General features: G+C 57.0%; 34 protein-coding genes. 14 read left to right on the top strand and 20 right to left on the bottom strand.

Going from position 1 to position 24,129, the window contains the following annotated elements:
• Positions 1–75: 75 nt before the first annotated feature.
• From soxA to I9184_RS14840, 6 genes are all read right to left on the bottom strand, one after another.
• Positions 76–921 (bottom strand): sulfur oxidation c-type cytochrome SoxA, encoded by an 846-nt coding sequence (soxA, locus tag I9184_RS14865; RefSeq protein ID WP_209835014.1) that lies wholly within the window; start codon positions 919–921, stop codon positions 76–78.
• A 70-nt stretch (positions 922–991) separates the two neighbouring features.
• A complete protein-coding gene (gene soxZ, locus I9184_RS14860; protein ID WP_171724376.1) occupies positions 992–1,321 on the bottom strand; it encodes a thiosulfate oxidation carrier complex protein SoxZ in 330 nt (109 codons plus the stop codon).
• A 36-nt stretch (positions 1,322–1,357) separates the two neighbouring features.
• Entirely contained in the window at positions 1,358–1,774 is a 417-nt protein-coding gene (gene soxY / locus I9184_RS14855) for a thiosulfate oxidation carrier protein SoxY (protein WP_152457370.1), read from the bottom strand.
• 46 nt (positions 1,775–1,820) lie between these two features.
• The gene (gene soxX / locus I9184_RS14850) at positions 1,821–2,297 is read right to left on the bottom strand and encodes a sulfur oxidation c-type cytochrome SoxX (RefSeq protein ID WP_171638149.1); all 477 of its coding nucleotides are present in this window, start codon (positions 2,295–2,297) and stop codon (positions 1,821–1,823) included.
• Between the two features lie 131 nt (positions 2,298–2,428).
• Positions 2,429–3,007, bottom strand: a complete 579-nt coding sequence (locus I9184_RS14845) for a thioredoxin family protein (RefSeq protein WP_171724377.1) — start codon at positions 3,005–3,007, stop codon at positions 2,429–2,431.
• A 14-nt stretch (positions 3,008–3,021) separates the two neighbouring features.
• Positions 3,022–3,762: a cytochrome c biogenesis protein CcdA gene (locus I9184_RS14840; RefSeq protein ID WP_209835013.1), complete on the bottom strand. Its 741-nt coding sequence runs from the start codon at positions 3,760–3,762 to the stop codon at positions 3,022–3,024.
• Positions 3,763–3,842: 80 nt separating this feature from the next.
• Here I9184_RS14840 and I9184_RS14835 point away from each other — a divergent pair, with 80 nt between their 5' ends.
• The 3 genes from I9184_RS14835 to I9184_RS14825 all read left to right on the top strand — a co-directional run bounded on the left by I9184_RS14835 (position 3,843) and on the right by I9184_RS14825 (position 5,729).
• Positions 3,843–4,217 carry a hypothetical protein gene (locus I9184_RS14835; RefSeq protein WP_171638155.1) on the top strand — a complete coding sequence of 125 codons (375 nt, stop codon included), beginning with the start codon at positions 3,843–3,845 and terminating at the stop codon, positions 4,215–4,217.
• 100 nt (positions 4,218–4,317) lie between these two features.
• Positions 4,318–4,626, top strand: coding sequence for a metalloregulator ArsR/SmtB family transcription factor (locus tag I9184_RS14830; RefSeq protein ID WP_152459831.1), 309 nt, complete (start codon positions 4,318–4,320; stop codon positions 4,624–4,626).
• Between the two features lie 41 nt (positions 4,627–4,667).
• The gene (locus I9184_RS14825) at positions 4,668–5,729 is read left to right on the top strand and encodes a YeeE/YedE family protein (protein WP_209835012.1); all 1,062 of its coding nucleotides are present in this window, start codon (positions 4,668–4,670) and stop codon (positions 5,727–5,729) included.
• 578 nt (positions 5,730–6,307) lie between these two features.
• Here I9184_RS14825 and I9184_RS14820 read toward each other — a convergent pair.
• Together I9184_RS14820 and I9184_RS14815 are read right to left on the bottom strand one after the other, a co-directional pair.
• Positions 6,308–6,571: a DUF2312 domain-containing protein gene (locus I9184_RS14820; protein WP_152457363.1), complete on the bottom strand. Its 264-nt coding sequence runs from the start codon at positions 6,569–6,571 to the stop codon at positions 6,308–6,310.
• Between the two features lie 79 nt (positions 6,572–6,650).
• Positions 6,651–6,839 carry a hypothetical protein gene (locus I9184_RS14815; RefSeq protein ID WP_171638158.1) on the bottom strand — a complete coding sequence of 63 codons (189 nt, stop codon included), beginning with the start codon at positions 6,837–6,839 and terminating at the stop codon, positions 6,651–6,653.
• Between the two features lie 160 nt (positions 6,840–6,999).
• Here I9184_RS14815 and I9184_RS14810 point away from each other — a divergent pair, with 160 nt between their 5' ends.
• On the top strand, positions 7,000–7,218 hold the full coding sequence (locus tag I9184_RS14810) for a hypothetical protein (protein WP_209835011.1): 219 nt from the start codon (positions 7,000–7,002) through the stop codon (positions 7,216–7,218).
• Positions 7,219–7,227: 9 nt separating this feature from the next.
• Here the strand turns inward: I9184_RS14810 and I9184_RS14805 are convergent, their stop codons facing one another.
• A complete protein-coding gene (locus tag I9184_RS14805; RefSeq protein WP_171638160.1) occupies positions 7,228–7,443 on the bottom strand; it encodes a hypothetical protein in 216 nt (71 codons plus the stop codon).
• A gap of 243 nt (positions 7,444–7,686) precedes the next feature.
• Between I9184_RS14805 and I9184_RS14800 the strand changes: the two genes are divergently transcribed.
• The 4 genes from I9184_RS14800 to I9184_RS14785 are packed head-to-tail and all read left to right on the top strand — an operon-like array spanning position 7,687 to position 9,886.
• On the top strand, positions 7,687–8,550 hold the full coding sequence (locus I9184_RS14800; RefSeq protein ID WP_171638162.1) for an MBL fold metallo-hydrolase: 864 nt from the start codon (positions 7,687–7,689) through the stop codon (positions 8,548–8,550).
• A gap of 35 nt (positions 8,551–8,585) precedes the next feature.
• Entirely contained in the window at positions 8,586–9,014 is a 429-nt protein-coding gene (locus tag I9184_RS14795; protein WP_209835010.1) for a YeeE/YedE thiosulfate transporter family protein, read from the top strand.
• The gene (locus I9184_RS14790; RefSeq protein WP_171724382.1) at positions 9,014–9,445 is read left to right on the top strand and encodes a DUF6691 family protein; all 432 of its coding nucleotides are present in this window, start codon (positions 9,014–9,016) and stop codon (positions 9,443–9,445) included. The genes I9184_RS14795 and I9184_RS14790 overlap by 1 nt, the downstream gene beginning before the upstream one ends.
• Positions 9,446–9,454: 9 nt before the next feature.
• Positions 9,455–9,886, top strand: coding sequence for a TIGR01244 family sulfur transferase (locus tag I9184_RS14785; protein ID WP_171638166.1), 432 nt, complete (start codon positions 9,455–9,457; stop codon positions 9,884–9,886).
• A 3-nt stretch (positions 9,887–9,889) separates the two neighbouring features.
• Here I9184_RS14785 and I9184_RS14780 read toward each other — a convergent pair whose 3' ends face one another.
• From I9184_RS14780 to I9184_RS14760, 5 genes are all read right to left on the bottom strand, one after another.
• Positions 9,890–10,993 (bottom strand): flagellar motor switch protein FliM, encoded by a 1,104-nt coding sequence (locus I9184_RS14780; RefSeq protein WP_209835009.1) that lies wholly within the window; start codon positions 10,991–10,993, stop codon positions 9,890–9,892.
• A gap of 78 nt (positions 10,994–11,071) precedes the next feature.
• A complete protein-coding gene (locus I9184_RS14775; RefSeq protein WP_209835008.1) occupies positions 11,072–13,750 on the bottom strand; it encodes a sensor histidine kinase in 2,679 nt (892 codons plus the stop codon).
• Complete coding sequence (locus tag I9184_RS14770) at positions 13,750–14,058, bottom strand: hypothetical protein (RefSeq protein WP_245218138.1); 309 nt, start codon at positions 14,056–14,058, stop codon at positions 13,750–13,752. The genes I9184_RS14775 and I9184_RS14770 overlap by 1 nt, the downstream gene beginning before the upstream one ends.
• Positions 14,055–14,435 (bottom strand): response regulator, encoded by a 381-nt coding sequence (locus I9184_RS14765; RefSeq protein WP_152457354.1) that lies wholly within the window; start codon positions 14,433–14,435, stop codon positions 14,055–14,057. The genes I9184_RS14770 and I9184_RS14765 overlap by 4 nt, the downstream gene beginning before the upstream one ends.
• A gap of 78 nt (positions 14,436–14,513) precedes the next feature.
• Positions 14,514–15,806: a helix-turn-helix transcriptional regulator gene (locus I9184_RS14760; protein WP_209835007.1), complete on the bottom strand. Its 1,293-nt coding sequence runs from the start codon at positions 15,804–15,806 to the stop codon at positions 14,514–14,516.
• A 189-nt stretch (positions 15,807–15,995) separates the two neighbouring features.
• Here I9184_RS14760 and I9184_RS14755 point away from each other — a divergent pair, with 189 nt between their 5' ends.
• The 4 genes from I9184_RS14755 to aat all read left to right on the top strand — a co-directional run bounded on the left by I9184_RS14755 (position 15,996) and on the right by aat (position 19,218).
• A complete protein-coding gene (locus tag I9184_RS14755) occupies positions 15,996–16,532 on the top strand; it encodes a helix-turn-helix transcriptional regulator (protein ID WP_152457352.1) in 537 nt (178 codons plus the stop codon).
• 151 nt (positions 16,533–16,683) lie between these two features.
• Positions 16,684–17,178, top strand: coding sequence for an acetyl-CoA carboxylase biotin carboxyl carrier protein (gene accB / locus I9184_RS14750; protein ID WP_171638174.1), 495 nt, complete (start codon positions 16,684–16,686; stop codon positions 17,176–17,178).
• Between the two features lie 9 nt (positions 17,179–17,187).
• Positions 17,188–18,537 (top strand): acetyl-CoA carboxylase biotin carboxylase subunit, encoded by a 1,350-nt coding sequence (accC, locus tag I9184_RS14745; protein WP_171638176.1) that lies wholly within the window; start codon positions 17,188–17,190, stop codon positions 18,535–18,537.
• Positions 18,538–18,585: 48 nt separating this feature from the next.
• Positions 18,586–19,218, top strand: a complete 633-nt coding sequence (gene aat / locus I9184_RS14740; RefSeq protein WP_245218137.1) for a leucyl/phenylalanyl-tRNA--protein transferase — start codon at positions 18,586–18,588, stop codon at positions 19,216–19,218.
• Here aat and I9184_RS14735 read toward each other — a convergent pair.
• From I9184_RS14735 to I9184_RS14710, 6 genes are all read right to left on the bottom strand, one after another.
• Positions 19,173–19,541, bottom strand: a complete 369-nt coding sequence (locus I9184_RS14735) for a DUF2155 domain-containing protein (RefSeq protein ID WP_209547016.1) — start codon at positions 19,539–19,541, stop codon at positions 19,173–19,175. The genes aat and I9184_RS14735 overlap by 46 nt on opposite strands.
• On the bottom strand, positions 19,538–19,990 hold the full coding sequence (gene mlaD, locus I9184_RS14730; RefSeq protein WP_209835006.1) for an outer membrane lipid asymmetry maintenance protein MlaD: 453 nt from the start codon (positions 19,988–19,990) through the stop codon (positions 19,538–19,540). Before mlaD ends, I9184_RS14735 begins: the two co-directional genes overlap by 4 nt.
• Before the next feature lie 11 nt (positions 19,991–20,001).
• Complete coding sequence (locus I9184_RS14725; protein ID WP_152457346.1) at positions 20,002–20,385, bottom strand: NADH:ubiquinone oxidoreductase subunit NDUFA12; 384 nt, start codon at positions 20,383–20,385, stop codon at positions 20,002–20,004.
• Between the two features lie 79 nt (positions 20,386–20,464).
• Positions 20,465–20,827 (bottom strand): RidA family protein, encoded by a 363-nt coding sequence (locus I9184_RS14720; RefSeq protein WP_209835005.1) that lies wholly within the window; start codon positions 20,825–20,827, stop codon positions 20,465–20,467.
• A gap of 193 nt (positions 20,828–21,020) precedes the next feature.
• Complete coding sequence (gene clpX / locus I9184_RS14715; RefSeq protein WP_152457344.1) at positions 21,021–22,289, bottom strand: ATP-dependent Clp protease ATP-binding subunit ClpX; 1,269 nt, start codon at positions 22,287–22,289, stop codon at positions 21,021–21,023.
• A 131-nt stretch (positions 22,290–22,420) separates the two neighbouring features.
• Entirely contained in the window at positions 22,421–23,053 is a 633-nt protein-coding gene (locus I9184_RS14710; protein WP_117869644.1) for an ATP-dependent Clp protease proteolytic subunit, read from the bottom strand.
• 368 nt (positions 23,054–23,421) lie between these two features.
• Between I9184_RS14710 and I9184_RS14705 the strand changes: the two genes are divergently transcribed.
• Positions 23,422–23,763: a metalloregulator ArsR/SmtB family transcription factor gene (locus I9184_RS14705; RefSeq protein ID WP_171724387.1), complete on the top strand. Its 342-nt coding sequence runs from the start codon at positions 23,422–23,424 to the stop codon at positions 23,761–23,763.
• Positions 23,764–23,824: 61 nt separating this feature from the next.
• The gene (locus I9184_RS14700) at positions 23,825–23,962 is read left to right on the top strand and encodes an entericidin A/B family lipoprotein (RefSeq protein WP_152457342.1); all 138 of its coding nucleotides are present in this window, start codon (positions 23,825–23,827) and stop codon (positions 23,960–23,962) included.
• The last annotated feature ends 167 nt before the right edge of the window (positions 23,963–24,129 follow it).

The raw sequence follows: 24,129 nt of genomic DNA, 5'->3' as shown, positions 1-24,129 counted from the left end.
TGTTTCACATATAAATGTGTGAATGTTAAACTAACGGAAAAACCCGCGCTGGACACTTCCTACGCGGGCCTGTTGTTACTGGCGTACGGCCGGAGTTTCGACTGAAAGCCCGTTGCCACGCGAGGCAACATAAAGCTCCAGCGCACGAAATTCGTCTGAACCTTCGGCAAAGGTTTCCGCCCGCGTATCACGAATACAACCGCGGAAACGATTGTGTCGCGAAATCAGCTTGGCCTGTTTCAAACGATACGTCGGGAACCCATTGATCATTCCCTGGCTCAGGTGATCTGCCCGGATCATATTGCCCCAATTGTCTTCATGACAGTTGGCACAGCTCAGCTCTAACTGGCCATAGCGCGTATAGTACATTTCCTTGCCCTGTTCCCAATACGGGGCGGCGTCACCGTCAATGGCAACGTTCATGGGCATCCCGCGTGACTGTAGGCCGATCAAAGCGACCATGCCCTGCATATCGCCGCCGGACCATTTCCAGGCATCGGCCTCCATGTGCTCGGTCCGGCACGCGTTGATCAGATCTTCTATGACCACCAGCTTGCCGGTTTCGGCATCAACCTTCGGCATGGAAGCCTGCAATCCCTTGAAGCTTTCCACCCCGTCGTGGCAAGAGGCACAGCTTTTGCCGGCAGCCCCATCGACTGTCTCAAAAAGGTCGGCAGCCTGGTCGACGAAGATCATCGCCGGATTGTCGAAATCATCAATCTGAAGGGCCTGGGTTTCATCCGTACGGAAATGCCAACCGGAATAGATCGTGTCCAGGTTTTCCAGATGCGCCGGCGCTTCGGTGACCGAGGTCATGTCCAGCTCGTCATTGATCACAAGATTGTCTTCGTCAGGTCCGGCCAATGCTGCCACTGGGAAAACCAGAACTGCCGCGATCGCCGTTAATGCCTTTGTATTCATTACGTTCCTCCCTTGGTGGACCAGCGCCAAACGTCATGCCCGGCGCTGATCTGCCTTATTGGTCGTGCCGTCAGGCGATCTCGATCGATTTCTTCTCGTCGTAGACAGAGCCGTCGTCATCGTACCAGGTGAACACGAACTCACCTGCCTCGGGCACGGTTGCCTCAAACTGGAAATACGGGTTGGTTGAGATTGCCGGCTCCATCGTCACATCGACCACCATTTCGCCGTTAAACTCACAGGTGAAACGGTTGATGATCGATCGAGGTATGACGTTGCCTTCTTTGTCCTTGCGCTGACCGCTTTCCATCTTGTGGCTGATCAATGTCTTGATCGTGACGGTTTCGCCAACTGCGGCTTTCTTCGGAACCTTGACGCGGGGTTTCACACCGGATGCCATTGGTTAGTCTCCTGTTCTTCGAGGCGCGCGTGGCTGTCAGCCGCCGCAGCCGCCGATTGTCACTTTCACGGTCGCGGATGCCTTGGCAAAGCTGCCATCTGCCATCTTCGCCACGGCAATGACATCCTGCGTTCCGGCAAGGCGGATACGAGTTGAGGCAGCCTGTTCAGCAGCCAGCGGGCCAAAGTTGAACGTTGCGACGCCCGGTTCGGGGTTGCCTGCTGCAACGATCAGAATCGACGCCGCACCCGGGGCGCTTACTTCGATCGGTACGGTGTTTCCGTTTTCGGCGATTTCAGGTGCCGTCAGTGTAACACCGCCGTCAGCCACATCCGCCCCACCGGTAAACGCGGCAATCGCATCCTCAGCGGCCGCATTTGCACGAAACGGCATCATTGTCAGGAACGCGGCGCCCAGCCCAAGGGCCAGAGTTTCGCGGCGAGAGAGTTCCATTTTCAATCTCCTTTGAATCTTCGACAATCACGCTATCGAAGCGCGACTATTCCTCTTTCAGGGTTGCAAGAAACGCGACCACGTCTTCGATTTCCTGCGCTGTCAGGATCGACGTCAGGGGCTCGGTCGGGGCTTTGCCGGTATAGGCGTCGCCCGGGCGGATATAGCCGTCATCCTTGTAGAATGCCGGCATCACCGTGCCTTCGAACGTCATTTTCGCGTTTGCAACCAATCCGCGAAGCTCGGCCTCGGACCAACGATCACCGGCGCCATCCAACGCCGGGCCAACCTCGCCATGGAACGGGATATCGGCCAAAGCCGAGACCGAGTGGCACGCCACGCAATTGCCTTTTGACTTGTCGCCAACGATCAGCGCGCCATTTGCCGCGTCACCGGCCGCGCCGGTCAACGAGACCTCTACGGCACCGTATTCACCATAGGTTACGTTTTTCGGGTCGGTATCCGCGGCAAACGCGGCACCCCCTGTCATTGCGCAGACCAATGTTAAGAGTCTCAGCTTCATGATCCCTCCCATTTGCTAACACGCCGACGGCGCTTTGCGACCCAAAGCATTTGTGTACCGTAGTCGACGAGGGCGGTCTGTCGCAACATTAAATTCATTACAATGAATTTTTTTATTTATATCCCCGAACCTCAGTCTTGTGAAATATTGTTTCGCTCCTGAATGCGCCGTGCGTGGTAGCGCTGAAAATCTTCACCATTTTCAAGTTCGTACCGCTTTTCAAAGACCCAGGTGAACAGATCCAAAGTTGTTCCCTTCGAAAACGCCCCCGGCATGACTGCAACCGCTGCATCAATGGCGGTGGCGTCCTCGGGAACCTCTTCCGACAGAAATACAAGGGTCGGCGTAAACAGAATCCCCCATTTGCGCATCAACGCTCTTTGCTCGCTCTCTTCCCCGTCAAAGTCGGTGGCCGTGGTGCTTCCGTGCAGATCCAGTTGGACGACAAAGAAATTCTCTTCGATGTACGCCGCCAGGTCGGGCTGGGGGAAAACCTCTTCGTGCATTTTCTTGCAATAGATGCAGCCCTGTTGCTCGATTAACAAAACCAGGCGCTTGCCTTCATCTGACGCTTCTTCAAGATCCTCGCGAAGGTCTTTGAACGTGTCGCGCATCCACGGTGTTTTATGCAACCCGTCGTCGCCAAGCTCGGCGGCGGAAACCGCCACGCCCACTATGCATGCCATCAAAACTGACAATGTTCGCTTCATGTTTTCCTCCCGTATTATCCGATGGCCGCAAGCCAGGGCATATGGCCCAGCATCCATTGGGCCACGCGATTGATCGAGTTGGTTGCGATCAGAGCGCCGAACAGAAACAACAGACAGCCCATGGCCTTCTCGATCAGGGGTAAATGCTTTCTGAACCGCGCCATCCACTGCATGAAGGGGCACACCAAAAAGGCCGCCAGAACAAAGGGGGCAGTCATTCCCGCCCCGTAAACGAATAAAAGCATCGCACCGCGCCAAGCCGTCTCGGTTCCGGCCGCCGTAAACAGGATTGCAGCAAGCACGGGCCCGACACAGGGCGTCCAGCCAAAAGCAAATGCCAGTCCCAGAACATACGCACCAATCAGGCTCAGGTTAGATGTTTCACCGACATCCGCCCGAAACTGGCGATACAGGAATCCGATGCGAATCAGCCCCAGGAAATGCAAGCCCATCGCCATGATGATGGCCGCGGCAATCCATCGAAGGATATCGAAGTATTCGCGGATCATTTGACCGAATATCGAAGCCGTGGCTCCAAGCGCCATAAAAATCGTTATGATCCCTGCTGCAAAAGCGATTGCAGAAAGCGTTGTCCTGCGGCGAACGTTGCCGGAAATGACTGAACTGGCAGAAATCTGCTCCATCCCGACACCCGCCAGGTAACTGAGGTAAAACGGCACAATCGGCAGGATGCACGGGGACAGAAATGACAACAGCCCTGCGACCAAAGCCCCTGCAAAAGTGATGTCGAGCATGGTCAAACCCGTCCTGGCACGCTATCATTCATACATTCAAAGTAATAAAGATATAACGCTGCGGTCAATCGGAGCTTGAGATGCGCCACCTTTTCCTGCTTGTGCTTGCGGTCACGTTGCTTGTTTCGCCTTTGGCTTTACGGGCTGAAATGACGCTTCTGATGGCCGAAGAAGATGGGTGCATGTGGTGTGCCCGATGGGATTCCGAAATCTCGGGGATCTACCCGAAAACACAGGAAGGAAATGCCGCCCCGCTTCGGCGTGTCGACATCCATGAAACCCTGCCGGATGGGATCACCCTAAAACGACCTCTCCACTACACTCCGACCTTTGTTTTGTTGGACAACGGCCACGAAGTCGGCCGGATCGAAGGCTACCCCGGCGAAGACTTTTTCTGGGGGTTGTTGGGCGTGATGCTACGTGACGCAGGGGTACAGGTTGAGACCTCTGGCTAATCGGCGGCAAATTACATAAACTGTTTTGAATGCGTGAAGCTGAGAAAGCGAGGCGATCCTTTTGGACAAACCATCGAAACTGCCGGTGTTCACAAAGGACATGTGTGCAGAAGATCTGGACCGAATGATGGAGAATGCCCAGACGGCATCAAACTTCCTGAAGGCCATCAGCCACGAAGGGCGTCTGATGATCTTGTGCTATCTGTCATCGGGTGAAAAGTCCGTCACCCAGATGGAAGAGATGCTGTCGGCGAGACAGGCCGCCGTATCCCAACAATTATCCCGACTGCGCTTTGAAGGCTTGGTCAAAACACGACGCGAAGGTAAGACAATTTATTACAGATTGGCTGATGATCGTTCGACGCAAATACTGGAAGTCGTTTACGATCTTTTCTGCCGGGAGACGTAGAAGCCGGTCAAGACGCCGCCAGCTTTGGGAGGAGACTGGCAATGTTCGAAGCATTGGGAGACGCAAATGCCGTTGCTCTGATCGGTTTGATTGGGGGCATCGCTTTGGGGCTGGCTGCACGCATCGGTCGCTTTTGCACGTTGGGTGCAATCGAAGACTTCCTTTACGCAGGCGATGATCGGCGACTTCGCATGTGGGCGGTTGCGATTGGCGTCGCCATTGTTGGAAGCCATGCCGCCATGGCGTTCGGGTGGCTTGACCCGGTCGGAACACGCTACCTTGCCCAGACCTGGAACCCGATCGGTTCGATCGTGGGCGGCCTCATGTTCGGTTATGGAATGGCCATCAGCGGGAACTGCGGTTATGGGGCGCTGGCAAGGCTGGGAGGTGGCGACCTTCGATCCTTCGTCATCGTACTGATCATGGGCCTTTCGGCGTATGTCGTAATGTCCGGCCCCCTGGCATATCTGCGGGTTTGGCTGTTTCCAGTAGAAATGGATATCAGCGCGCCCCAAAGCGTCAGCTTTCTAGCTGAACGATTGACCTCAGTTCCGGCGTGGCTCGTCGGTTCTGCCGTCGGTGTTATTTTGGTGGTCTTCGCTTTGGCGAACCAGCAGTTCCGCCGTAAGCCAGCGCAGGTGTTCTGGGGATCTGTGGTTGGACTGACGATCGTCTCGGGCTGGCTTGGCACGAACTGGGTAGCGACCCACGGCTTTGACGGTGAGCCGGTGCAAACCCATACCTTCGCTGCACCCTTGGGTGACACGATATTCTACTTGATGACAGCGTCCGGAAACACTTTGTCTTTTGCCGTCGGATCAGTCTCGGGCGTTCTGATCGGCGCGTTTTTGGGGTCTTGGTCAAAGGGTCATTTTCGCTGGGAAGCCTGCGAAGATCCACGCGAATTGAAACGGCAGATGCTGGGCGCGGCGATCATGGGCCCCGGAGCGATCATCGCAGTCGGTTGCAGCGTCGGACAAGGCATATCTGCCTTTTCACTTCTGGCCTACAGCGCGCCCGTGACATTCGCCGCGATCTTTGCGGGCGCGGCGCTTGGATTGAGACAGCTCGTGTCCGGACTGTCCTTCATTACCGAGCGCTGAGTTCTTAACACCACCATGCCTTATGCCAAAAAGGTGTCGGTCGCGCTGATCAGCCCCACTTGAGTGGTCAGGCTTTGTAAGTTGGTGCATGACCGGCCTTTGGTTGACCGACAGGATGGTTTGCAGCGCTTTCACCCGCAATGCCGCAGGGTCGGTCGAGAAACCTCCACAGCCCAATCGCATGTGTCACTCCGCAAAAGGCGGAACAGGAATCTTCAACGATCTTCAATGCTAAAAGAACCCAGCCTTTGAGCCGCAAGCCTTCAGGCAATCACGAGGCAGGTCTTGCCTCGGACAAACTATCAAAAAAGGCAACAAGGTCTTCAGCAACCGCAGCTTCGGCTTTCTGACACATTGAAGATCTTCCAGCGAAAACGAGAATTCGTCGTCAGCAAAGACCCTGCAAACCCACAAGGCCACTGAGGCAGCAGACATCACCGCACAGCCAGCCAGGTCTGCGATATTTGAAATCTCCGCCCTGTCTGGCTGCACATGTTGCAGTCTCGGCAAGTGACACGCATTTCTTCGTAAAGCTTTTGTCAGCCTGAATGAATTAGCGCTTTTGCCAAGAACCGGCCTTAGTTCATGCCCAAGGCTTCTTTGTACATCTCGATGACAGCCTCTTGCTCGGCAATATCATCCTTGTCTCTTTTTCTGAGAGAAATGATGCTGCGAAGAGCCTTCACATCGTAGCCGCGCGATTTACTCTCTGCGTACACTTCCTTTATTTGATCCGCGATGTCTTTCTTTTCCAACTCCAGGCGCTCGATACGCTCAACAAATTGGCGCAGCTCCCCAGAGGTGACCTTGTAACTTGCTTCTGCTTCTTCCGACATGCTCATCCAATTCTTCCCAATTCTGGATCATCACCGCTAAGAGAATACAGTTCATACCACCTGTATTCGCCTCAAGCTGTGGTTGCTACACACAAAACAGTTTTCTGGAGGCAAAAGCAACGACGTGCCCGGGCCTCGGCCATGGCTTCTTTCCGCTGTTCCACCAGGTTGTTTTCACCGCATCCAGACCCTCAAACCGTTCGATGAACTGGCACGGCTCATCGGCAGTCACGCGACAGTTGGCGGCAGTCTGATCTTTGATGATGCCTTCCATACGCGTCCGTCCCAAGGGCTGAAATCTGATGCAGGAAGCCGGATACAATGCCGCCGCCCGGGTCGCAAGCACCCAATCCCACCCAATCCCCAAGCGCACTTGTACGGCGTGATCCGTTCCGGTAAGCGCTGGGGTAGTTCACGAAGAGATGTAGGGCACCATGTTCGAATTCATCATTTGGGGCGGCGCAGCCCTTTCTCTGACCGGCCTCGCCGGCCTGATCTGGTGCATTCTTCGCGTGATGAAAGCGCGCAAGGCGGGTCTGTCAGACGACGAACTGCGCGCGACCGTTCAGGCCGTTTTGCCCTGGAACCTGGCGTCTTTGTTCCTGTCCGTCCTTGGATTGATGCTGGTCATCCTCGGGATATCCTTTGGATGACCACTTGTTTCAAATCGGCAGGTTATCGAACTGCGCTTCCATGGCGTCTTCGCACAGGGCTGCATCCAGACGCCGCAGGCGGGACGGCACCTGCATCCCCTGCTGTCGCATACGGTCGACAACCTTGCTCACACTCGGTTGAAGCGCCAAACGCGTATCAAGGCTCGCATTTCTGAGCTCTTGTTCAAGCCGTTCTGCTTCGGAATAAAGACTTGTTGATGTCATAGTACCCTCCCAAGTGTCGCCAGTATCCCAGATATAGGTAACGGGAATAAGACCCGCTGATATTAACCTGAAATTGTGCAGGATATTGCCCAACACATTCGCGTTTTCGGCAATCCGGCGCGGATGGGCTAAAGTTTAAGCTGATTTAATCGTGAATGCCTTGACGCGCATCAAACACAGGTTCGATGTTGCGTCACATTCCATTTTACATATATGATAATGATAACCGATACGGAGGAAATCATGACACCCGCAGTGAAAGCGTTTTTTGACGATCAAACCTTCACGGTGTCCTATGTTGTTCATGAACCGCAAGGGCGTGCCTGCGCCATCATCGACAGTGTTCTGGATTTCGATCATGCTTCGGGGCGCACAGAGACAAAATCGGCTGACGCAATCATCGACTTTGTGCGCGCGCGCGATCTAAAGGTCGAATGGATTCTGGAAAGCCACGTTCACGCCGATCACCTGTCTGCGGCCCCCTACCTGCAACAGGAACTGGGCGGCAAAATTGGAATTGGCGCTCAGATCGTCACCGTGCAGGACACGTTCGGCAAAGTCTTCAATGAAGGAACCGAGTTCCAGCGCGATGGTAGCCAGTTCGACGCCTTGTTCTCGGAGGGGGACAGTTTTCACATTGGGCAGATGCGCGGCGATGTTCTCCATACCCCGGGCCATACCCCGGCCTGCCTGACCTATGTGATAGGCGACGCCGCCTTTGTGGGCGACACGCTGTTCATGCCGGATTTCGGCACGGCCCGCTGCGATTTTCCCGGAGGCTCCTCAGCCACATTGTTTGAATCGATCCAAAAAATCCTGTCGCTGCCGGACGAAACGCGCATCTTTGTCGGGCACGACTACAAAGCGCCGGGCCGCGATGAATACGCCTGGGAAACGACGGTAGGCGAACAGAAAGCGCTGAACGTCCATATCGGACAAGGACGCAGCATCGAAGAATTCGTGGAAATGCGTGACGCAAGGGACGCCACCCTTGCCATGCCGCGCCTGATCCTGCCCTCTTTGCAGGTCAACATGCGGGCGGGGCAGATGCCGCCTGCCGATGAGCAAGGCGATGTATTCCTGAAGCTGCCGGTGAACAAAATCTGACGCGAAACAAGTCACTCTAAAAAGGATTATCCCACATGAACATCGAGTGGATCTGGGGGCTGTGCGGTGGCCTGCTGATTGGCCTGGGCGGAGCAGTGTACCTGCTTGGAAATGGCAGGATCATGGGTGCAAGTGGCATTTTGGGTGGCCTTGTCGACGGTGAGGCCCGCGACACCAAAGCCGAACGCCTGGCCTTCATCGCCGGGTTGATCGGAATGCCGCTTCTGCTGCGGCCACTGATCGCCCCCGAGACCCAAACGCATCTCACCAGCAATCTGGGCCTTGTTGTTGTGGCCGGGCTTCTGGTCGGTGTGGGAACGCGTATCGCCAATGGCTGCACGTCGGGTCACGGTGTCTGTGGCATCTCGCGATTTTCTCTGCGCGGCATCGTGGCCACCGTATTCTATATTCTTGCCGGCGGAATGACCCTCGTTCTGCTGCGCCATGTTTGGGGATTGATCTGATGCGCCTTTTGATTGCTTTGCTCGCAGGATCGCTGTTCGGTGCTGGATTGTTGATTTCGGGCATGACGGACACGACCAAGGTTCAGGGATGGTTGGATGTTTTCGGAAACTGGGACCCGACCCTGGCCTTTGTGATGGGCGGCGCCATCCTGCCGATGCTTGTAGCCTGGAGGCTTACCTCTGGGCGCAAGGCCTTGACCGGAGGCGATTTTCCACCCCCTGCAAGGTCCGAGGTTGATCGCAGGCTCATCATCGGTTCCGTCCTGTTCGGAATGGGCTGGGGCTTGGCCGGGCTTTGCCCGGGACCGGCGATGGCCTCGCTGACCTATGGTGGTTTGGGTGGCTTGGTCTTCCTGATCGCGATGGTTGCAGGCATGTTCATCGCGCCAACGCTGGGGGCGCAACTGGACAGAGCCGCAAACGCGGCCTAAGGATTTGGCATGGAGATTCGACCGATCACGCCCCGCTATGCTGTCTCACCGCAGATCACGGTAGAAGACGTCCCGGAAATTGCCGAGGCAGGCTTCGTCAAGGTGATCTGCAACCGGCCCGATGTTGAGGTTCCCGCGATCATGCAATCCGACGCGATCGGTGAAGCCGTCCGTGCGGCAGGCATGGACTACGAGGTGTTGGAGCTGACCCACCAGACCATGACGCCCGAGATTGCAAAGCAGCAGCGTGACCTGGCAGAAAGCTGCGATGGCCCGGTTCTGGCTTATTGCGCCTCGGGCACTCGGTGTTCGGTGGTCTGGGCCCTTGGTCAATGCGACCGCATGAGCACAGACGACATTCTGGCCGCCACGACAAATGCCGGATATCAACTGGAAAACCTGCGCCCTGCACTAGAGCATTTTCGCAGCCAGGCAGACTAAACCCTATTCTGCGTCGGAATTCGTGTCGGCTGCGTCAAGGCCAGCCAGTTGCGAAATCTCTGCGACCATCCGTTCGGAATCGTTCAGTGACAGATCGTTGTCCGTAAGATCCAAACCCGCGTCCTCAATTTCCGGAGGCATGGCATCCAACGCGCCGGAAACCGGTTCGACCAGGTCATCGTGCGGCTGCATTCTCCCTCGGCTTTCGATGAACTCCTGCGCTTCGTCCCCCGACAAGGCGGGCAGGGTCGAATGTTCGTTCAACCGAACGGCGCGCAACCCGCCACATTGACCAAGGCGGCCAATACCCGTTGGCTTTCGGTCGATGGTCAATATCTCAGTTCTGTCCAGGCGCGCCCCGCGCAATGGCAAAACACATCCAGGTTGAATCTCTGACAGATCGGACAGTGGCAGCGACATCCGGCACAAAACGGCCTTCAGTTCCGCCCGAACAACACCCGATGCCTGCTCAAGCCGGGGACCGGCCGGATCCGTGACCTCCTCTGCCTTTTCCGGCGTGGCAAGATGCTCTGGAAGAAAGATCGAGATCTGTCCCTGCTGCGCCCCGCCGGCCAGATCAACCGTCAGATCGAAGACGCGGTATTCATCTTCTGTCATGGCCAACGACAAGCCGCGCGAATCTTTCGTACGTGCCGCGAACTCGTATCCCGTCAGGCAGACCTGCTCGGCCGCAGCGTCTATTGAGCCGGCAGTCAAGGTCAGAGCGGTTTCGATGAATGGCACCACCATGGCGGCGTCCGTATCCGTAAAGGCCCTTGGGGCCGGATCACCGGGCAGTATTTCACCGATGGTTTGGGTTTGCACAATGGCGGACACCACATGCGGGCTCAGGCAAATCCCTGCGCGCCCCTCCGGCCCGTCAAACACCAACATAAGCCAATCCTGAGCGAATGATTCCGCCATGTCATCCTGCGTGCGGCTGGCCTGTTTTGCCCCGATGACAGCCAGGGGAAGGTTCAATCGATCACTTGCTGCCCGCGCAAACCCCAAGCGCAGCGCCCGCAAAACCGAACGCGGGCGATCGCCCAGATCTTTTCGTCCAACAGACAGTTTGCGCGCCAAAGCAGCGCTGACGGTTTGTGACATGTCGCCCGATCACCAGTTGCTTCAATAACTGGCTATTGGTTTACCCTGCCGAGCGTTACGAAGTTCTTTATGGCCGTGTCATTGCGCGGCCTGCTGGAAAGCCAAAGGCAAGCTGACCCGGAACGCCGCACCGCCCTGCCCGGGCAAATATGTGATCTCACCGCCCAACCGTTGCATGATCTCACGGCAAATGGCCAAACCCAGACCTGCGCCCCCTGCCTTGTCGACCCCGACACGAGCAAATTTCTCGAACACCATCGAACGCGCGCCGGGTGGAATGCCGCTGCCGTTGTCGATGAAATCTATGATGACCCTGCCGCCGACGTCGTGGGCTGAAATGACCAATACCGGTTCTTCCGCGTCACAGTATTTCTGCGCGTTCGAGATCAGATTGATGAACACCTGCCCCAACCGGTCCAGATCCGTATGCAGGGACATTCGCTCGGCCGTAAGAGTCCGGCGAACCGTGATTTTCCGCTCTGCTCCGGCCAGCGCGCTGGACACCGCCCGGTCCAGAACCGAACGCAAACTGTCATCGCTGAGGTTCAGATTGACCTGCCCGTTTTCCAGCACGCTCAGGTCCAGCAGATCGTCGAGAAGCCGGGTCAGGCGCAAGGCCTCATCGTGAATGATTGCGGCATAACGGGTCTGTTCCTCACGGCTCAGCCCCTCTGTATCCCGCATGATTTCGGAAAATGCCCGGATCGAGGTCATCGGCGTGCGCAACTCGTGACTGACCTGGCTGAGGAAGCTGTCTTTTTGTTCGGAAATCTGCGTAAGCTTGGTGTTTGCTTCGCGCAATTGGCGCGCCGTACGGGACAACTCCGACGACTTCTCTTCCAACTTCCCCGAATACTCCAGAAGCTGCGCCGATTCATCCGCCACCGCCAGCAGATCTTCTACGGAAACTGAAGACCCTCCGACGATTTGGGCAATCATCGCATGCGCAGTGGCGGTGCCAACCGACCCGCTCAACTCTCGCTCCAGCCGGTTCAGGAAACCCGGGGTCGGTTCCGGCATATGCGACCGGCCGCCCTGTTTTTCAGCCTCTGCCTGAAAGAACTCCTGCGCTGGCGCGGTGCCCAGAATACGCTGTGTCATGATCATCAGGTCTTCGCTTTGCGCCACCGAGCCGGACCAGCCACCGGGTGAAACCGAGTGGTCGAAAACATTGACGAATTGCGCACCCTGCAAACGCTCCAGAGGGCTGGGAAAGCTCAGAAGGGACGCTATGCAAAAGGCAATGGTGTTCAGGGACAGGGACCACATCACGGTATGGACCATCGGATCGATCCCTTCGATCCCGAACAGGGCATGAGGACGCAACCAGGCAAGGCCGAACAGCCCATTCTGCATGACGGCCTCCGGCATCCACGGCGCGCCCATACCTGGCAACAAAAGCGTATATATCCAAAGTGCGAAACCGACGCTCAACCCGACCAGCGCCCCTGTCCGGGTTGCTCCGCGCCAGAACAATCCCCCGACCAAAGCAGGTAGAATCTGCGAGATTCCGGCAAAGGCAATCAATCCGATCGAGGCCAGCGCCGCACCACCACCGGACAACCGATAGTAAAAGTAACCCAACGCCATGATCACGGCGATGGACACGCGGCGCGCAACCAGAACAATGCTGCGCACATCGCCCGAAACCGAGCCCGTACCCTCATGCGTGTTTAACCAAATGGGCATGACCACATGGTTCGAAACCATCGTCGACAAGGCCATTGCGCTGACGATGACCATCGACGTTGCGGACGAAAACCCGCCGATAAAGGACAGCATGGCCAACCAGTCATTGCCCTGCGACAGCGGTACCGTCAGCACGAACAGATCGGGATTGGCCCCCTCTGGCAACAGATCCAGACCAACGACGGCAATTGGCACGACAAAAAGGCTCATCAAAAGCAGATAGAGCGGAAACGCCCAGGCGGCGGTTCGCAGATGGCTTTCGTCATCATTTTCGACCACCATAACCTGAAACATGCGCGGCAGGCAGATAAAGGCCGCGGCGGACAGGAATATGAAAGTCGTCCAGCGCCCGGCATCGACGTTCCACTCTCCGATTTCCGAGGCATCTATCCTATTCATCATCGGGCCAACGCCACCGGCAATGCCCCACACCACGAAAACGCCCACGGCGATAAGAGCAAACAATTTGACAACGGCCTCCACTGCAATGGCGGTGACCACACCGTGGTGGCGCTCGTTCACGTCCAGATTGCGCGTGCCGAAAAGAATTGCGAACACCGCAAGCCCCGCTGCCATCCAGAATACACTGGACCCTTCGCGGTACAGACCCGATGAATCGGCTTCGGCAAAAATCGAAAAGGACAAGGTGATTGATTGCAACTGGAGCGCGATGTAGGGTGTTCCGCCAAGCACGGCAAGAATGGTCACACACACGGCAAGCGTGTTCGACTTGCCATAGCGCGATGACAACAGGTCCGCGATAGAGGTCACCCGCTGACTGCGCCCGACCCTCACCAGTTTGCGCAGTCCCCACCACCAACTGACCATCACCAGGGTTGGGCCAAGGTAAATCGTTACAAACTCCAACCCGGACCGCGCGGCATTGCCCACCGCACCATAGAACGTCCATGCCGTGCAATAGATCGACAGCGACAAGGTATAGATCAGGGGCGAGCGCAGCCACTTGCCCCGCCCTGCCGCAGCCATTCGGTCAGCGGCGAAAGCCACGGCGAACAAGAAGATGACATAGCCAAGGCAGACCAGGATCAGCGTGTTAATGGTTGCCATCACTCAGCGTCCGCGTCTTGATCCTCGCGCACGCCCAAACGGCGGGCCGCAATTCCAAAAACCAACCCAACCACGATCAGAGCGCCCCAGCAGACAAAGATGTAATACATTGCTGAAGACAAGGGGACAGCCTCGCCCTTGCCGGGCTGATCGGGCCACAATAGCGGAAGCGCCAGCAGAGCCGCCCCCAAAAACGGCAGCAGCCGCGCCGCATCCGCCAGCCTACGTCGGCGATAGCTTTGACGTTCGAGAAAAAGCGAGGGGCGTGCGCCCTGTGGTGCGCCCTTTTTGCCCTCGCCAGACATCATATTCGCGTCGCCTGCGCGTGAAGATCGCGCACAGCCGTCAGAACTTCGGCATTGGAAAACGGTTTGGTCATGAAACGGCTGACACCAGCGTTTTCCGCCATTTCCCTGTCGCGCGATTGACCGCGCGCCGTCAGCATCAAAACCGGCAAACCTGCCAGCTCTTCCATCTCTCGGATGTCCCGCAGGATATCCATGCCACTCTTGCCCGGCAGCATGACGTCCAGAATGACCAGATCGGGCTGTGCCCTCTGAATCACCTGAACCGCATCCGTGCCATCGCCATGCGTGTCCACCTGCCATCCCTCGCGGGTCAGCAGAAACCGGATTGCTTCGGCAATGTTCGGCTCGTCCTCGATTAACAGAACCTTACGGCTCATATTTTCAGTTCCTCCCCAAGACCGTTCCTCCATCCTCAGATCGGTCCCCGCCAGATTAAGCCTTCTGTCGGGAAAGTGTCAAAAGCCTTCGCTCAAAATCGACGGTTCGCGGCGGGCCTCGCAAGCATTGCTGGGACAGACGCGGCAGTTTGGCCCGACTTGCGTGACCGGAGCGGCACCTGCCGCCTCGTTGCCCGAACGGACCAGCATAACCGAGCGATAAACGGGATCCTGATCATACCCCAATACCGCATAAGGCCAAGCATAGGCGAAGCATTCGAATTCAGCCGGGGTCCGCCCCATCTGGACAACCTGCTTGCGCACCGGAACAAGTGGGCGGCTCAAAGCCGTGAACAACGGCCACAGCGGGCAAACCTCACCATGCCGCGCCAAAGCAAAGCCCGGGATCGGCTTGATGAACAATATGCTGCCGGATGCATCGCACAGCACCATGCCAACCGGCTGCGGTAACACGTCATCGGGTATGAACGCCAATCGACGCAGAACGGTGGCGACGTCCACGGAAAAGCGATAAGCCAACGCAATGGGATCCGTGTCGCCTTTTTGCAGGCTCGATCGAAGCGCATCCAGCGGCAAAGCGATTGCATCATCGCGATACATCTTCAGAACTTCACGCGCCACAGTTCGGGCAGCCGACGTGTTGAGACTGCTCAGATCAACGGCATCCACGTCCTCGCCCTGTTCCAATTCCGGAAAACTGTACCTGCGGGATTCGAAGAACGCTTCGACCTCTTCAAGCGGAACACCGCGCGGATCAATTGACGAGTCGCTTTCGTCCAAAAAGGTTACAAGTGCCTTTGAACTCCCGGCCAGCCGCTCTGCATCCTGGTGCAGGTTTTTGTGAAACCGTTCCCGCCACTCTGCTTCGATGTCCTCTGTGTCTGCAAGAATTGCCGCTGTTGAACGAATCGCCGCCGCCGTTGACAGCACTTCGTGCATTGATGCCGCAAGATGCGGGTCATGAGTCAGCCGGTCCGACAAGATCTCGACATTCCGCTCAAGCGAAACAACCCGGCGGTGCATTTGCGCAAGAACCCCGGCCCATCCGGGAAAGCGCCCGGCAAATTCCTCCAGCCCGTCCACTTCGGCCTGCTGCCCGACGGCGTCATCCGCCGCTTCCCGCAAGGCCGACACGAGGGTTGCCTCGATCCCCTGTGTCAGGACAGAGGGTTCGACGGAAAGCGCTGACGCTATATCCACCAGCAATTTGCCACCGATCCGGCGGCGGTTATGTTCGATCAGGTTCAGGTAGGACGCGGATATCCCGGCAAGGCGGGCAAGTTCCGCTTGCCGAAGCCCGGCAATCTGCCGTCTTTCCCGAATACGGCTTCCCGTCAACATATCGCGCATGATCGTATTCTCCTGACAAGGCTTCAGCCACTTTTTTCAGAACATATCATGTGTTTCGCTAGTTTACCGAGATATTTTCAAACCATATTTACAACCTTAACAAAAGCGGCAGCCGCCAATGCGCATCAATGGCCACAATAAGCCGCATCTCCCCTTCAATTCCGCGTGGTTTCCCGGCACGATAAGCGGATGAGTGACCCCGCCTTTGAATATGCACCGATCGGGCTTGTTGAACTGGAAAACCGGATCATCAGACGCTGCAATCTGCAATTCGCCCGCACTTTCGGCGGGGAAGAGGCCGATTACCGCAACATGCCGCTGTTGCATCTCTATCCCTCGGTCGCGGATTGGGAGAGGATCGGGGAACGCAGCCTGCAAGTGATGCGAGACACCGGGTACTACACGGATGAACGCGTCATGCGGCGCCGCAATGGTGATCTGTTCTGGTGCCGCGCCCGTGGCCGCTCTTTGACGCCCGATGACCCTTTCCGCCATGGAATCTGGAGCTTTTCCGACATCTCGGAAGAACGTCCCCTTGTCGAATTGACCGTTCGAGAACGCGAAGTGGCGATCCTGTCCTGCCGTGGCCTGTCCGCCAAGGAAATCGGTGCTGAACTGGGCCTGAGTTACCGCACAATCGAAGCCTATCGCGCCCGTCTGCTTGAGAAATTCGGCGCCCGCAAACTGTCCGAGCTTGTCGCCAAATTGTCAGGGATGCCTCTGTAACCTGTCCGCCCCTTTAAATTATGCGGGATTCCCGCCTGTGATGGTGCGAGTCGGCGCTTTTCATGCACCGCCGCTTAGCCTATAACCCTGCGTAATTTGATCAGAGCCCGCAAGAAACAGACGGGCCAAAGGGGAACCGTCGAGGACACTCATGACAGACACCAAACACGAAGCGGATGTGGCATTCATCAAGGCTCTGGCCGAGTTGCTGCGTGACAATGACCTGACCGAATTGCAGGTCAAGCGCGAATATGGCGAGGAAGACAGCCTGAACGTGCGCGTAAGCCGCATGACACAGGCCGCAGCTGCACCAGTTCAGGTTGCCGTGCCTGCGGCAGCACCAGCTCCTGCCGCTGCGGCTGCGCCTGCCGTGGCCGAAGCCCCTGCCGCTCAGGAAGATCCGGCCAGCCACCCTGGTGCTGTGACCTCTCCCATGGTTGGAACCGTCTACATGCAGCCCGAGCCCGGCGCGCCCGCATTTATCTCGGTCGGCGCTTCCGTTTCCGAAGGCGACACGCTGCTGATCGTCGAAGCGATGAAGACCATGAACCACATCCACGCGCCCAAGTCGGGCACGATCAAGCGTGTTCTGGTCGGCGATGGCGACGCTGTGGAGTTTGGCACACCTCTGGTCATCATCGAGTAAGGCGGGCCCATGTTCGACAAGATCCTGATTGCCAACCGAGGCGAGATCGCCCTGCGCGTCATCCGCGCTGCCCGCGAGATGGGGATAAAGACGGTTGCCGTCCACTCCACCGCGGATAGCGACGCAATGCATGTGCGCATGGCGGACGAATCGGTCTGCATCGGCCCCCCGCCCAGCCCCCAGAGTTACCTGTCCGTGCCCGCGATCATATCGGCCTGTGAAATCACCGGTGCGCAGGCGATCCACCCTGGTTATGGCTTCCTGTCCGAGAATGCCGAGTTCGTGCAGATCGTCGAAGATCACGACATCACGTTCATCGGCCCCACCGCAGAACACATCCGCGTCATGGGCGACAAGATCACTGCCAAGGACACGATGAAGGCGCTGGGAGTGCCTTGCGTGCCGGGATCAGACGGCGGCGTGCCTGATCTTGCGACGGCCAAGAAGATCGGTGAGGAATTCGGCTATCCGGTCATCATCAAGGCTACCGCAGGCGGCGGCGGTCGCGGCATGAAAGTTGCGATGAACGCTGACGAAATGGAAAGCGCCTTCATGACTGCGCGGGCCGAGGGCAAGGCCGCCTTTGGCAATGACGAAGTCTATATCGAGAAATACCTGACCACGCCGCGCCACATCGAAATTCAGGTGTTTGGCGACGGGAAAGGCAAGGCTGTTCATCTGGGCGAACGGGATTGTTCGCTTCAGCGGCGCCACCAGAAGGTGTTCGAAGAGGCCCCAGGCCCCTGCATCACACCCGAAGAACGCGCCAGGATCGGCAAGATCTGCGCGGATGCGGTAGCGAAAATCAATTATATCGGCGCCGGCACCATCGAGTTCCTCTACGAAAATGGCGAGTTCTATTTCATCGAAATGAACACCCGCCTTCAGGTGGAACATCCGGTCACCGAAGGTATCTTTGGCGTCGATCTGGTGCGCGAACAAATCCTTGTCGCAGCGGGTGAACCGATGTCGTTCGGTCAGGACGATCTGGAAATCAACGGCCACGCCATCGAGGTTCGGATCAACGCTGAAAAGCTGCCGAAATTTTCACCCTGCCCCGGCAAGATCACGGCCTATCACGCGCCGGGGGGCCTTGGTGTTCGAATGGACTCGGCTCTCTATGACGGGTATTCGATTCCACCCTATTATGACTCTCTGATCGCCAAGCTGATCGTGCAGGGTCGTGACCGGGCCGAAGCGCTGGCCCGACTGGAACGCGCACTGGGGGAATTGATTGTCGACGGTATCGATACCACGGTCCCTCTGTTCCACGCACTGCTGCAGGAACCCGATCTGCACAGCGGCGACTACAACATCCACTGGCTGGAGCGCTGGCTTGCGGAGAACATGGAACAATAGTCACCAAGGACCGGAGGGCGCCTGCCCTCCGGTTGCCTCATACCTGACATGAGCCTGTCCCCAGAACTTTTGTTGCATGGCTATTCCATCGGTATCTTTCCGATGGCCGAGCATCGCGATGACCCCGACCTGTTTTGGGTCGATCCCAAGTTTCGCGGCGTCTTTCCATTGGACAGTTTCCACATTTCTCGAAGCCTGGCGCGCCGTATCCGAAACTGCGGGTTCGATTTCTCGATCGACCAGGACTTTTCCGGCGTCGTCGACGGGTGCGCCGACAGGGCAGATACCTGGATCAACGCCGAACTTCATGACCTGTACCGCCAGCTGCACCAAACAGGGTATGCGCATTCACTGGAAGTCTGGGAAAACAACACGCTGGTGGGCGGCGTCTATGGCGTGACCCTAGGCGCAGCATTCTTCGGCGAAAGCATGTTTTCAAGACGCAAAGACGCCTCGAAGATCGCCCTCGCCTATCTTGTGGACCGCCTGAGGCAAACCGGGTTCCGTCTGTTTGACACGCAGTTTCTGACCGCGCACCTGGCCTCTTTGGGCGCAATCGAAATTCCGCGCGGCGCCTACAAGAAAGAGCTGGAAAAGGCCTTGAACCACAGCGCCGATTTCTCGGTGCCGCTGAATCAATCGGCGGCGGGTGTGATACACCGTATGACCCAAACGTCATAACGCGCGTGATCCAGCGCATTCAATGCAGGGGAGGTTGCGATCATCCAACCGTCAAACAGCTGATCGGCCTTCCCACTCTCCCAGATGGTCAGATAGGCGAATGCGTCACCCGTTGGATTGTCAACGGGAAAACGGCAATCTCCCAAGGCAACATCCAGCCCAAAAATCGCTGCCGTCGCGCCGGTCTGCAATTCAACATCGACAGTCTGGCCGTTCACCTTGTCCAGGCCCCGCAGCATTGCCCCGGGCCCAGATTGAACTTTCTGCTGCGCGGCCGCACCTGTGGCGGCCAGCAACAAGGCAAGAATCGTGGCGCGCATCATTCGCTGCCGTCTCCGGCTACGAACTTGACCAGCAGCGAAATCAGGCTGACCGCGCCCTGCGTATCCTCGATCTCGTCGCCGGGATCAAAGTAGAATGGTGACCCACCTGGCATCACCTCGACGAAATTGCCCCCCAGCAAACCTTCTGAGGAAATGACAATGGCACTGTCGTCCGGCACCAGAATGCCGTCTGCAATCGTGAAAGTCGTGTCAGCGCGGTAGGTATCCGGGTTCAGGGTGACGCCCGTCACGGTCCCGATCTTGACGCCCGCAAGGCGCACATCCGTACCGACACCCACCCCCTCCAGAGATCTGAAAGACGCGCCCAGTTCATATCCAGCGGCACCTTGCGACAAGCCCGTCGATTGGCTGGCATAGACACCAAATGCAAAGGCACCGGCCAATACGACGCCGCCGACAAGAACTTCGGTCCAGTTATGGGTCGACATTATCGCCTCGTTTATTCCGGGCTCCAGGCCTCATAGTCCTTACGTTCAACCGGTTCCGCGCGACGCAGAGATCCGGCAGGAGCATAGGCCAGCGCGGTGCCGGTCAGGTTTTCCTGATGTGGTTTTTCCCAGGATTTATGCGGCAGCGGTTTATCTGTCGGAGGCTCGTCCCAAGTGCGATGCAACCAACCATGCCATTCAGGATCAACCCGGCTGGCTTCGGCCTCGCCATTGAAGATAACCCAACGCTTGCTGTCATCAGCATTGCGGTAAAACACGTTGCCTTCATTGTCTTCGCCCACTTTCACGCCCTTGCGTGCAGTGTAGATCTGAGTGTTCAAAGTTGACCCATTCCACCAGGTCACGGCTCGCAAAAGACTGTTCAGGATTCCCATCGGGTGCCTCCGGCATTTCGTCGAAGAAAGGTATGGACCAAAGGCCCGCCAAGGTCCAGTGCCCCTGATACCACCTGCGTCACTCCGGCAAAAAGGCGGTCACTTCGATCTCAATCCTGTATTTCGGATCAATCAAACCGCATTCGATCATCGTCGCAGCCGGTGGATTGGCGCCAAAAGTCTCGGCCAGGATCGGCCAGCACGGCTCAAACTCGTTGCGGTCCGCCAACATGTAGGTGACCCGAACCACATCGTCAAAGCCTGCGCCTGCCTCAGTCAGCGCCTTGCCGATGATGTCCAGCGCAGACCGGCATTGCGCCACCACGTCCTCGCCCTGCCCGACGGTCCCGGCGACATGAACCCAGCCGCCCGCAACCACTGCGCGGCAGTACCCGACCTTGGCTTCGAACTCACCACCCGAAGAAATGCGCTGCACTGCCATAATCCGTCACCTTTGATGTTCGAAAACTTGCTTAAGCTTCCGCCGCCTGACCACGCATGACTTCGCGTGCGAGCGACGGATCCACAGCTTCATCTGGCTAAAAATATCCCGGGGGGATGCCCGAAGGGCAGCGGGGGCAGAGCCCCCTGAACCGGTTCAAGTGAAGTTCCACCGTCGCGGTAAAAGCCCGGCCTCAGCCCGCCGAGGCCGATTCCTTGGCCGCATCGGCATAGATGAACAGCGGCTGCGCGTCGGACATCACCGCCTCTTCGTTCACCACAACCTCGCTGACATTTTTCATGCCCGGCAGTTCGAACATGGTGTCCAGCAGAATATCCTCGAGAATAGACCGCAGGCCGCGCGCGCCGGTTTTGCGCTCGATGGCCTTTTTGGCAATTGCCTTCAAGGCATCATCCGTAAAGGCCAGTTCAACATCTTCCAGTTCGAACAAACGCTGGTATTGCTTGACCAATGCGTTCTTGGGTTTGGTCAGGATGGTCACCAGCGCGTCTTCATCCAGATCCTCAAGCGTCGCCAGAACCGGCAGCCGACCGACGAATTCCGGGATCAGTCCGAATTTCAGCAGATCCTCGGGTTCCAGATCCTTGAATATCTCACCCACACCGCGGTCGTCATTGTCGCGCACATCGGCACCAAAGCCCATGGCCGAGCCTTTGCCACGTTGCGCAATGATCTTGTCCAGACCCGCAAATGCGCCGCCACAGATGAACAGAATGTTCGTCGTGTCCACTTGCAGGAATTCCTGCTGAGGATGCTTGCGGCCACCCTGTGGGGGGACGCTGGCCACTGTCCCTTCCATCAGTTTCAGCAATGCCTGCTGCACGCCCTCACCCGACACGTCACGCGTGATCGAGGGGTTTTCGGATTTGCGGGTAATCTTGTCGACCTCATCGATATAGACGATGCCGCGCTGCGCGCGTTCGACATTGTACTCACTCGCCTGCAACAACTTGAGAATGATGTTTTCGACATCCTCACCCACATAGCCGGCTTCGGTCAGGGTCGTCGCGTCAGCCATGGTAAACGGCACGTCCAGAATACGCGCCAGCGTTTGCGCCAGCAGCGTCTTACCGCAACCGGTCGGGCCGATCAGCAGGATATTCGACTTTGCCAGCTCGATATCACTGCCCGCTTTCTGAGCGTGGTTCAAACGCTTGTAATGGTTGTGAACGGCCACCGACAGAACCCGCTTTGCCGTGGCCTGACCAATTACATAATCGTCCAGTACTTCGCAGATATCCTTGGGCGTCGGAACACCGTCAGATGACTTCAGCCCGCTGGCCTTGGTCTCTTCGCGGATGATGTCCATGCACAGCTCAACACATTCATCACAGATGAAAACCGTGGGGCCTGCGATCAGCTTACGGACCTCATGCTGGCTTTTGCCGCAGAAGCTGCAGTAGAGCGTGTTTTTCCCATCGCCGCCTGAATTCGTCGCCATGATCTACCTTTCGGGCTTCGTCCCTGCGCCCCTTTTCGGGGGCGCTTACACCTGTGTGTGCAGCTTAGGCCAGCACTCTGGCGGCTACAATCTCAAAATGACCCCCGCGCCGGTGACGCGGGGTATCGGCCTCAGGCCTCTTCCGTGTCCATTTTCGCTCGATTTTCAACGATCTCATCGATGTGACCCCATTCCTTGGCCTCTTCCGGGCTCATGAAATTGTCACGATCCAGCGCTTTTTCGACCGCCTTTTTCGTCTGCCCCGTATGACGTACGTAGATGTCATACAGGCGATCCTTCAGCTTTTGGGTTTCGGCCGCGTGAATCATGATGTCACTGGCCTGGCCCTGGTACCCGCCACTGGGCTGGTGCACCATGATGCGGCTGTTGGGCAGTGAAAAGCGCATTCCCTTCTCGCCCCCGGCGAGCAGGACCGAGCCCATCGAGGCCGCCTGACCGATCACCAATGTGGAACATTTCGGCTTGATATATTGCATTGTGTCGTAAATCGACAGACCGCTGGTTACCACTCCGCCGGGCGAGTTGATGTAGATCGAGATTTCCTTGTTGGGGTTTTCAGCTTCGAGGTGCAGCAATTGCGCCACAACAAGATGGCTCATCCCATCATGAATCGGTCCGTTGATGAATATGATCCGCTCTTTCAGCAGGCGAGAGAAAATATCATAGGCGCGCTCGCCCCGGCTGGTCTGCTCAACGACCATGGGAACAAGTGTATTCATGTAGGTTTCTACGGGATCGAACATTCGTAACCTGCCTGTTTAGCTATGGATCGGGACAATATCCCAACAAGTGTTACCTGAGTCTTAGTGTCGGCTAAGGGGGGCTGCAAGGGGGGCAAGTGAGAACGCTGACCGAATGTGGATCATCATCAATCGTCAAGGCGAACCATCTGTTGTTTCCGACAACGATCAGCAGATCGCCTTAAAGTGAATCATCTGCCCCCTCGCGTTGCGGGAACGTTCAATCCGAATTCCCCTTTCATACATCACGCTATTTTGATTCATACATATAGAAATGAATGTACGAAACATGTACTGAAGGGTCTCACACTCACGTCTCTTTACGTAACGGAAACAACGCCCGGCCAACGGGTTTGCAAGGAACTCAATCGATGGCACTTCCTCAGCTGTCCCAGGACATGTCAAAAGAAGATTTTGACCGCATGGTCACCAACGCGACACGCGCCTCTAATTTTCTCAAAGCGATAAGCCACGAAGGCAGATTGATGATCCTCTGCCATCTGGTGTCCGGTGAAAAATCCGTCACCGAACTGGAAGAATTGCTGTCCGCCAGGCAAGCCGCTGTATCACAGCAACTTTCCCGTCTGCGACTTGAAGGGTTGGTGATACCTCGCAGGGAAGGTAAAGCCATCTACTATCGTCTGGCGGATGATCGTCCCCGCCGCATGCTCGAAGTCGTTTACGAGCTCTTCTGCAGCGACGGCCCGACCTAGGAACTGGCTCCGGTTGAAAAAAGGTGCTACCGAAAAACAATCGAGCACCAAGGAGACGAACATGATCCGCGTAATTCTGATGGGCCTGAGCCTGTTTGCACTGACTGCCTGCGAAACCGCCAAAGGCGCCGGCAAGGATATCGAAAAAGCCGGAGATGCCATCCAAGGCGCAGCAACCGACGTGCAGGAAAGCCTGTAATACACTTTATTTTGCGCCGCGCGCGGGCCTTCTCTCAATATGTAGTTGAAAGACATGGCATGCCGCGGTAGCTTTCCCTTACAGGTGCATAGACGCGGTATTGCATCATCTGACGCTAAATCGGGGCTCTTTCGCACACGCAGAAGAGCCCCGGTCCCTTTCGGCAG

This window comes from Ruegeria sp. HKCCE3926 (assembly GCF_017872515.1).
GTDB lineage: Bacteria > Pseudomonadota > Alphaproteobacteria > Rhodobacterales > Rhodobacteraceae > Ruegeria.
The sequence above is the reverse complement of the archived record's forward strand: the minus strand, read 5'-3'. Positions and strand labels throughout refer to the sequence as shown.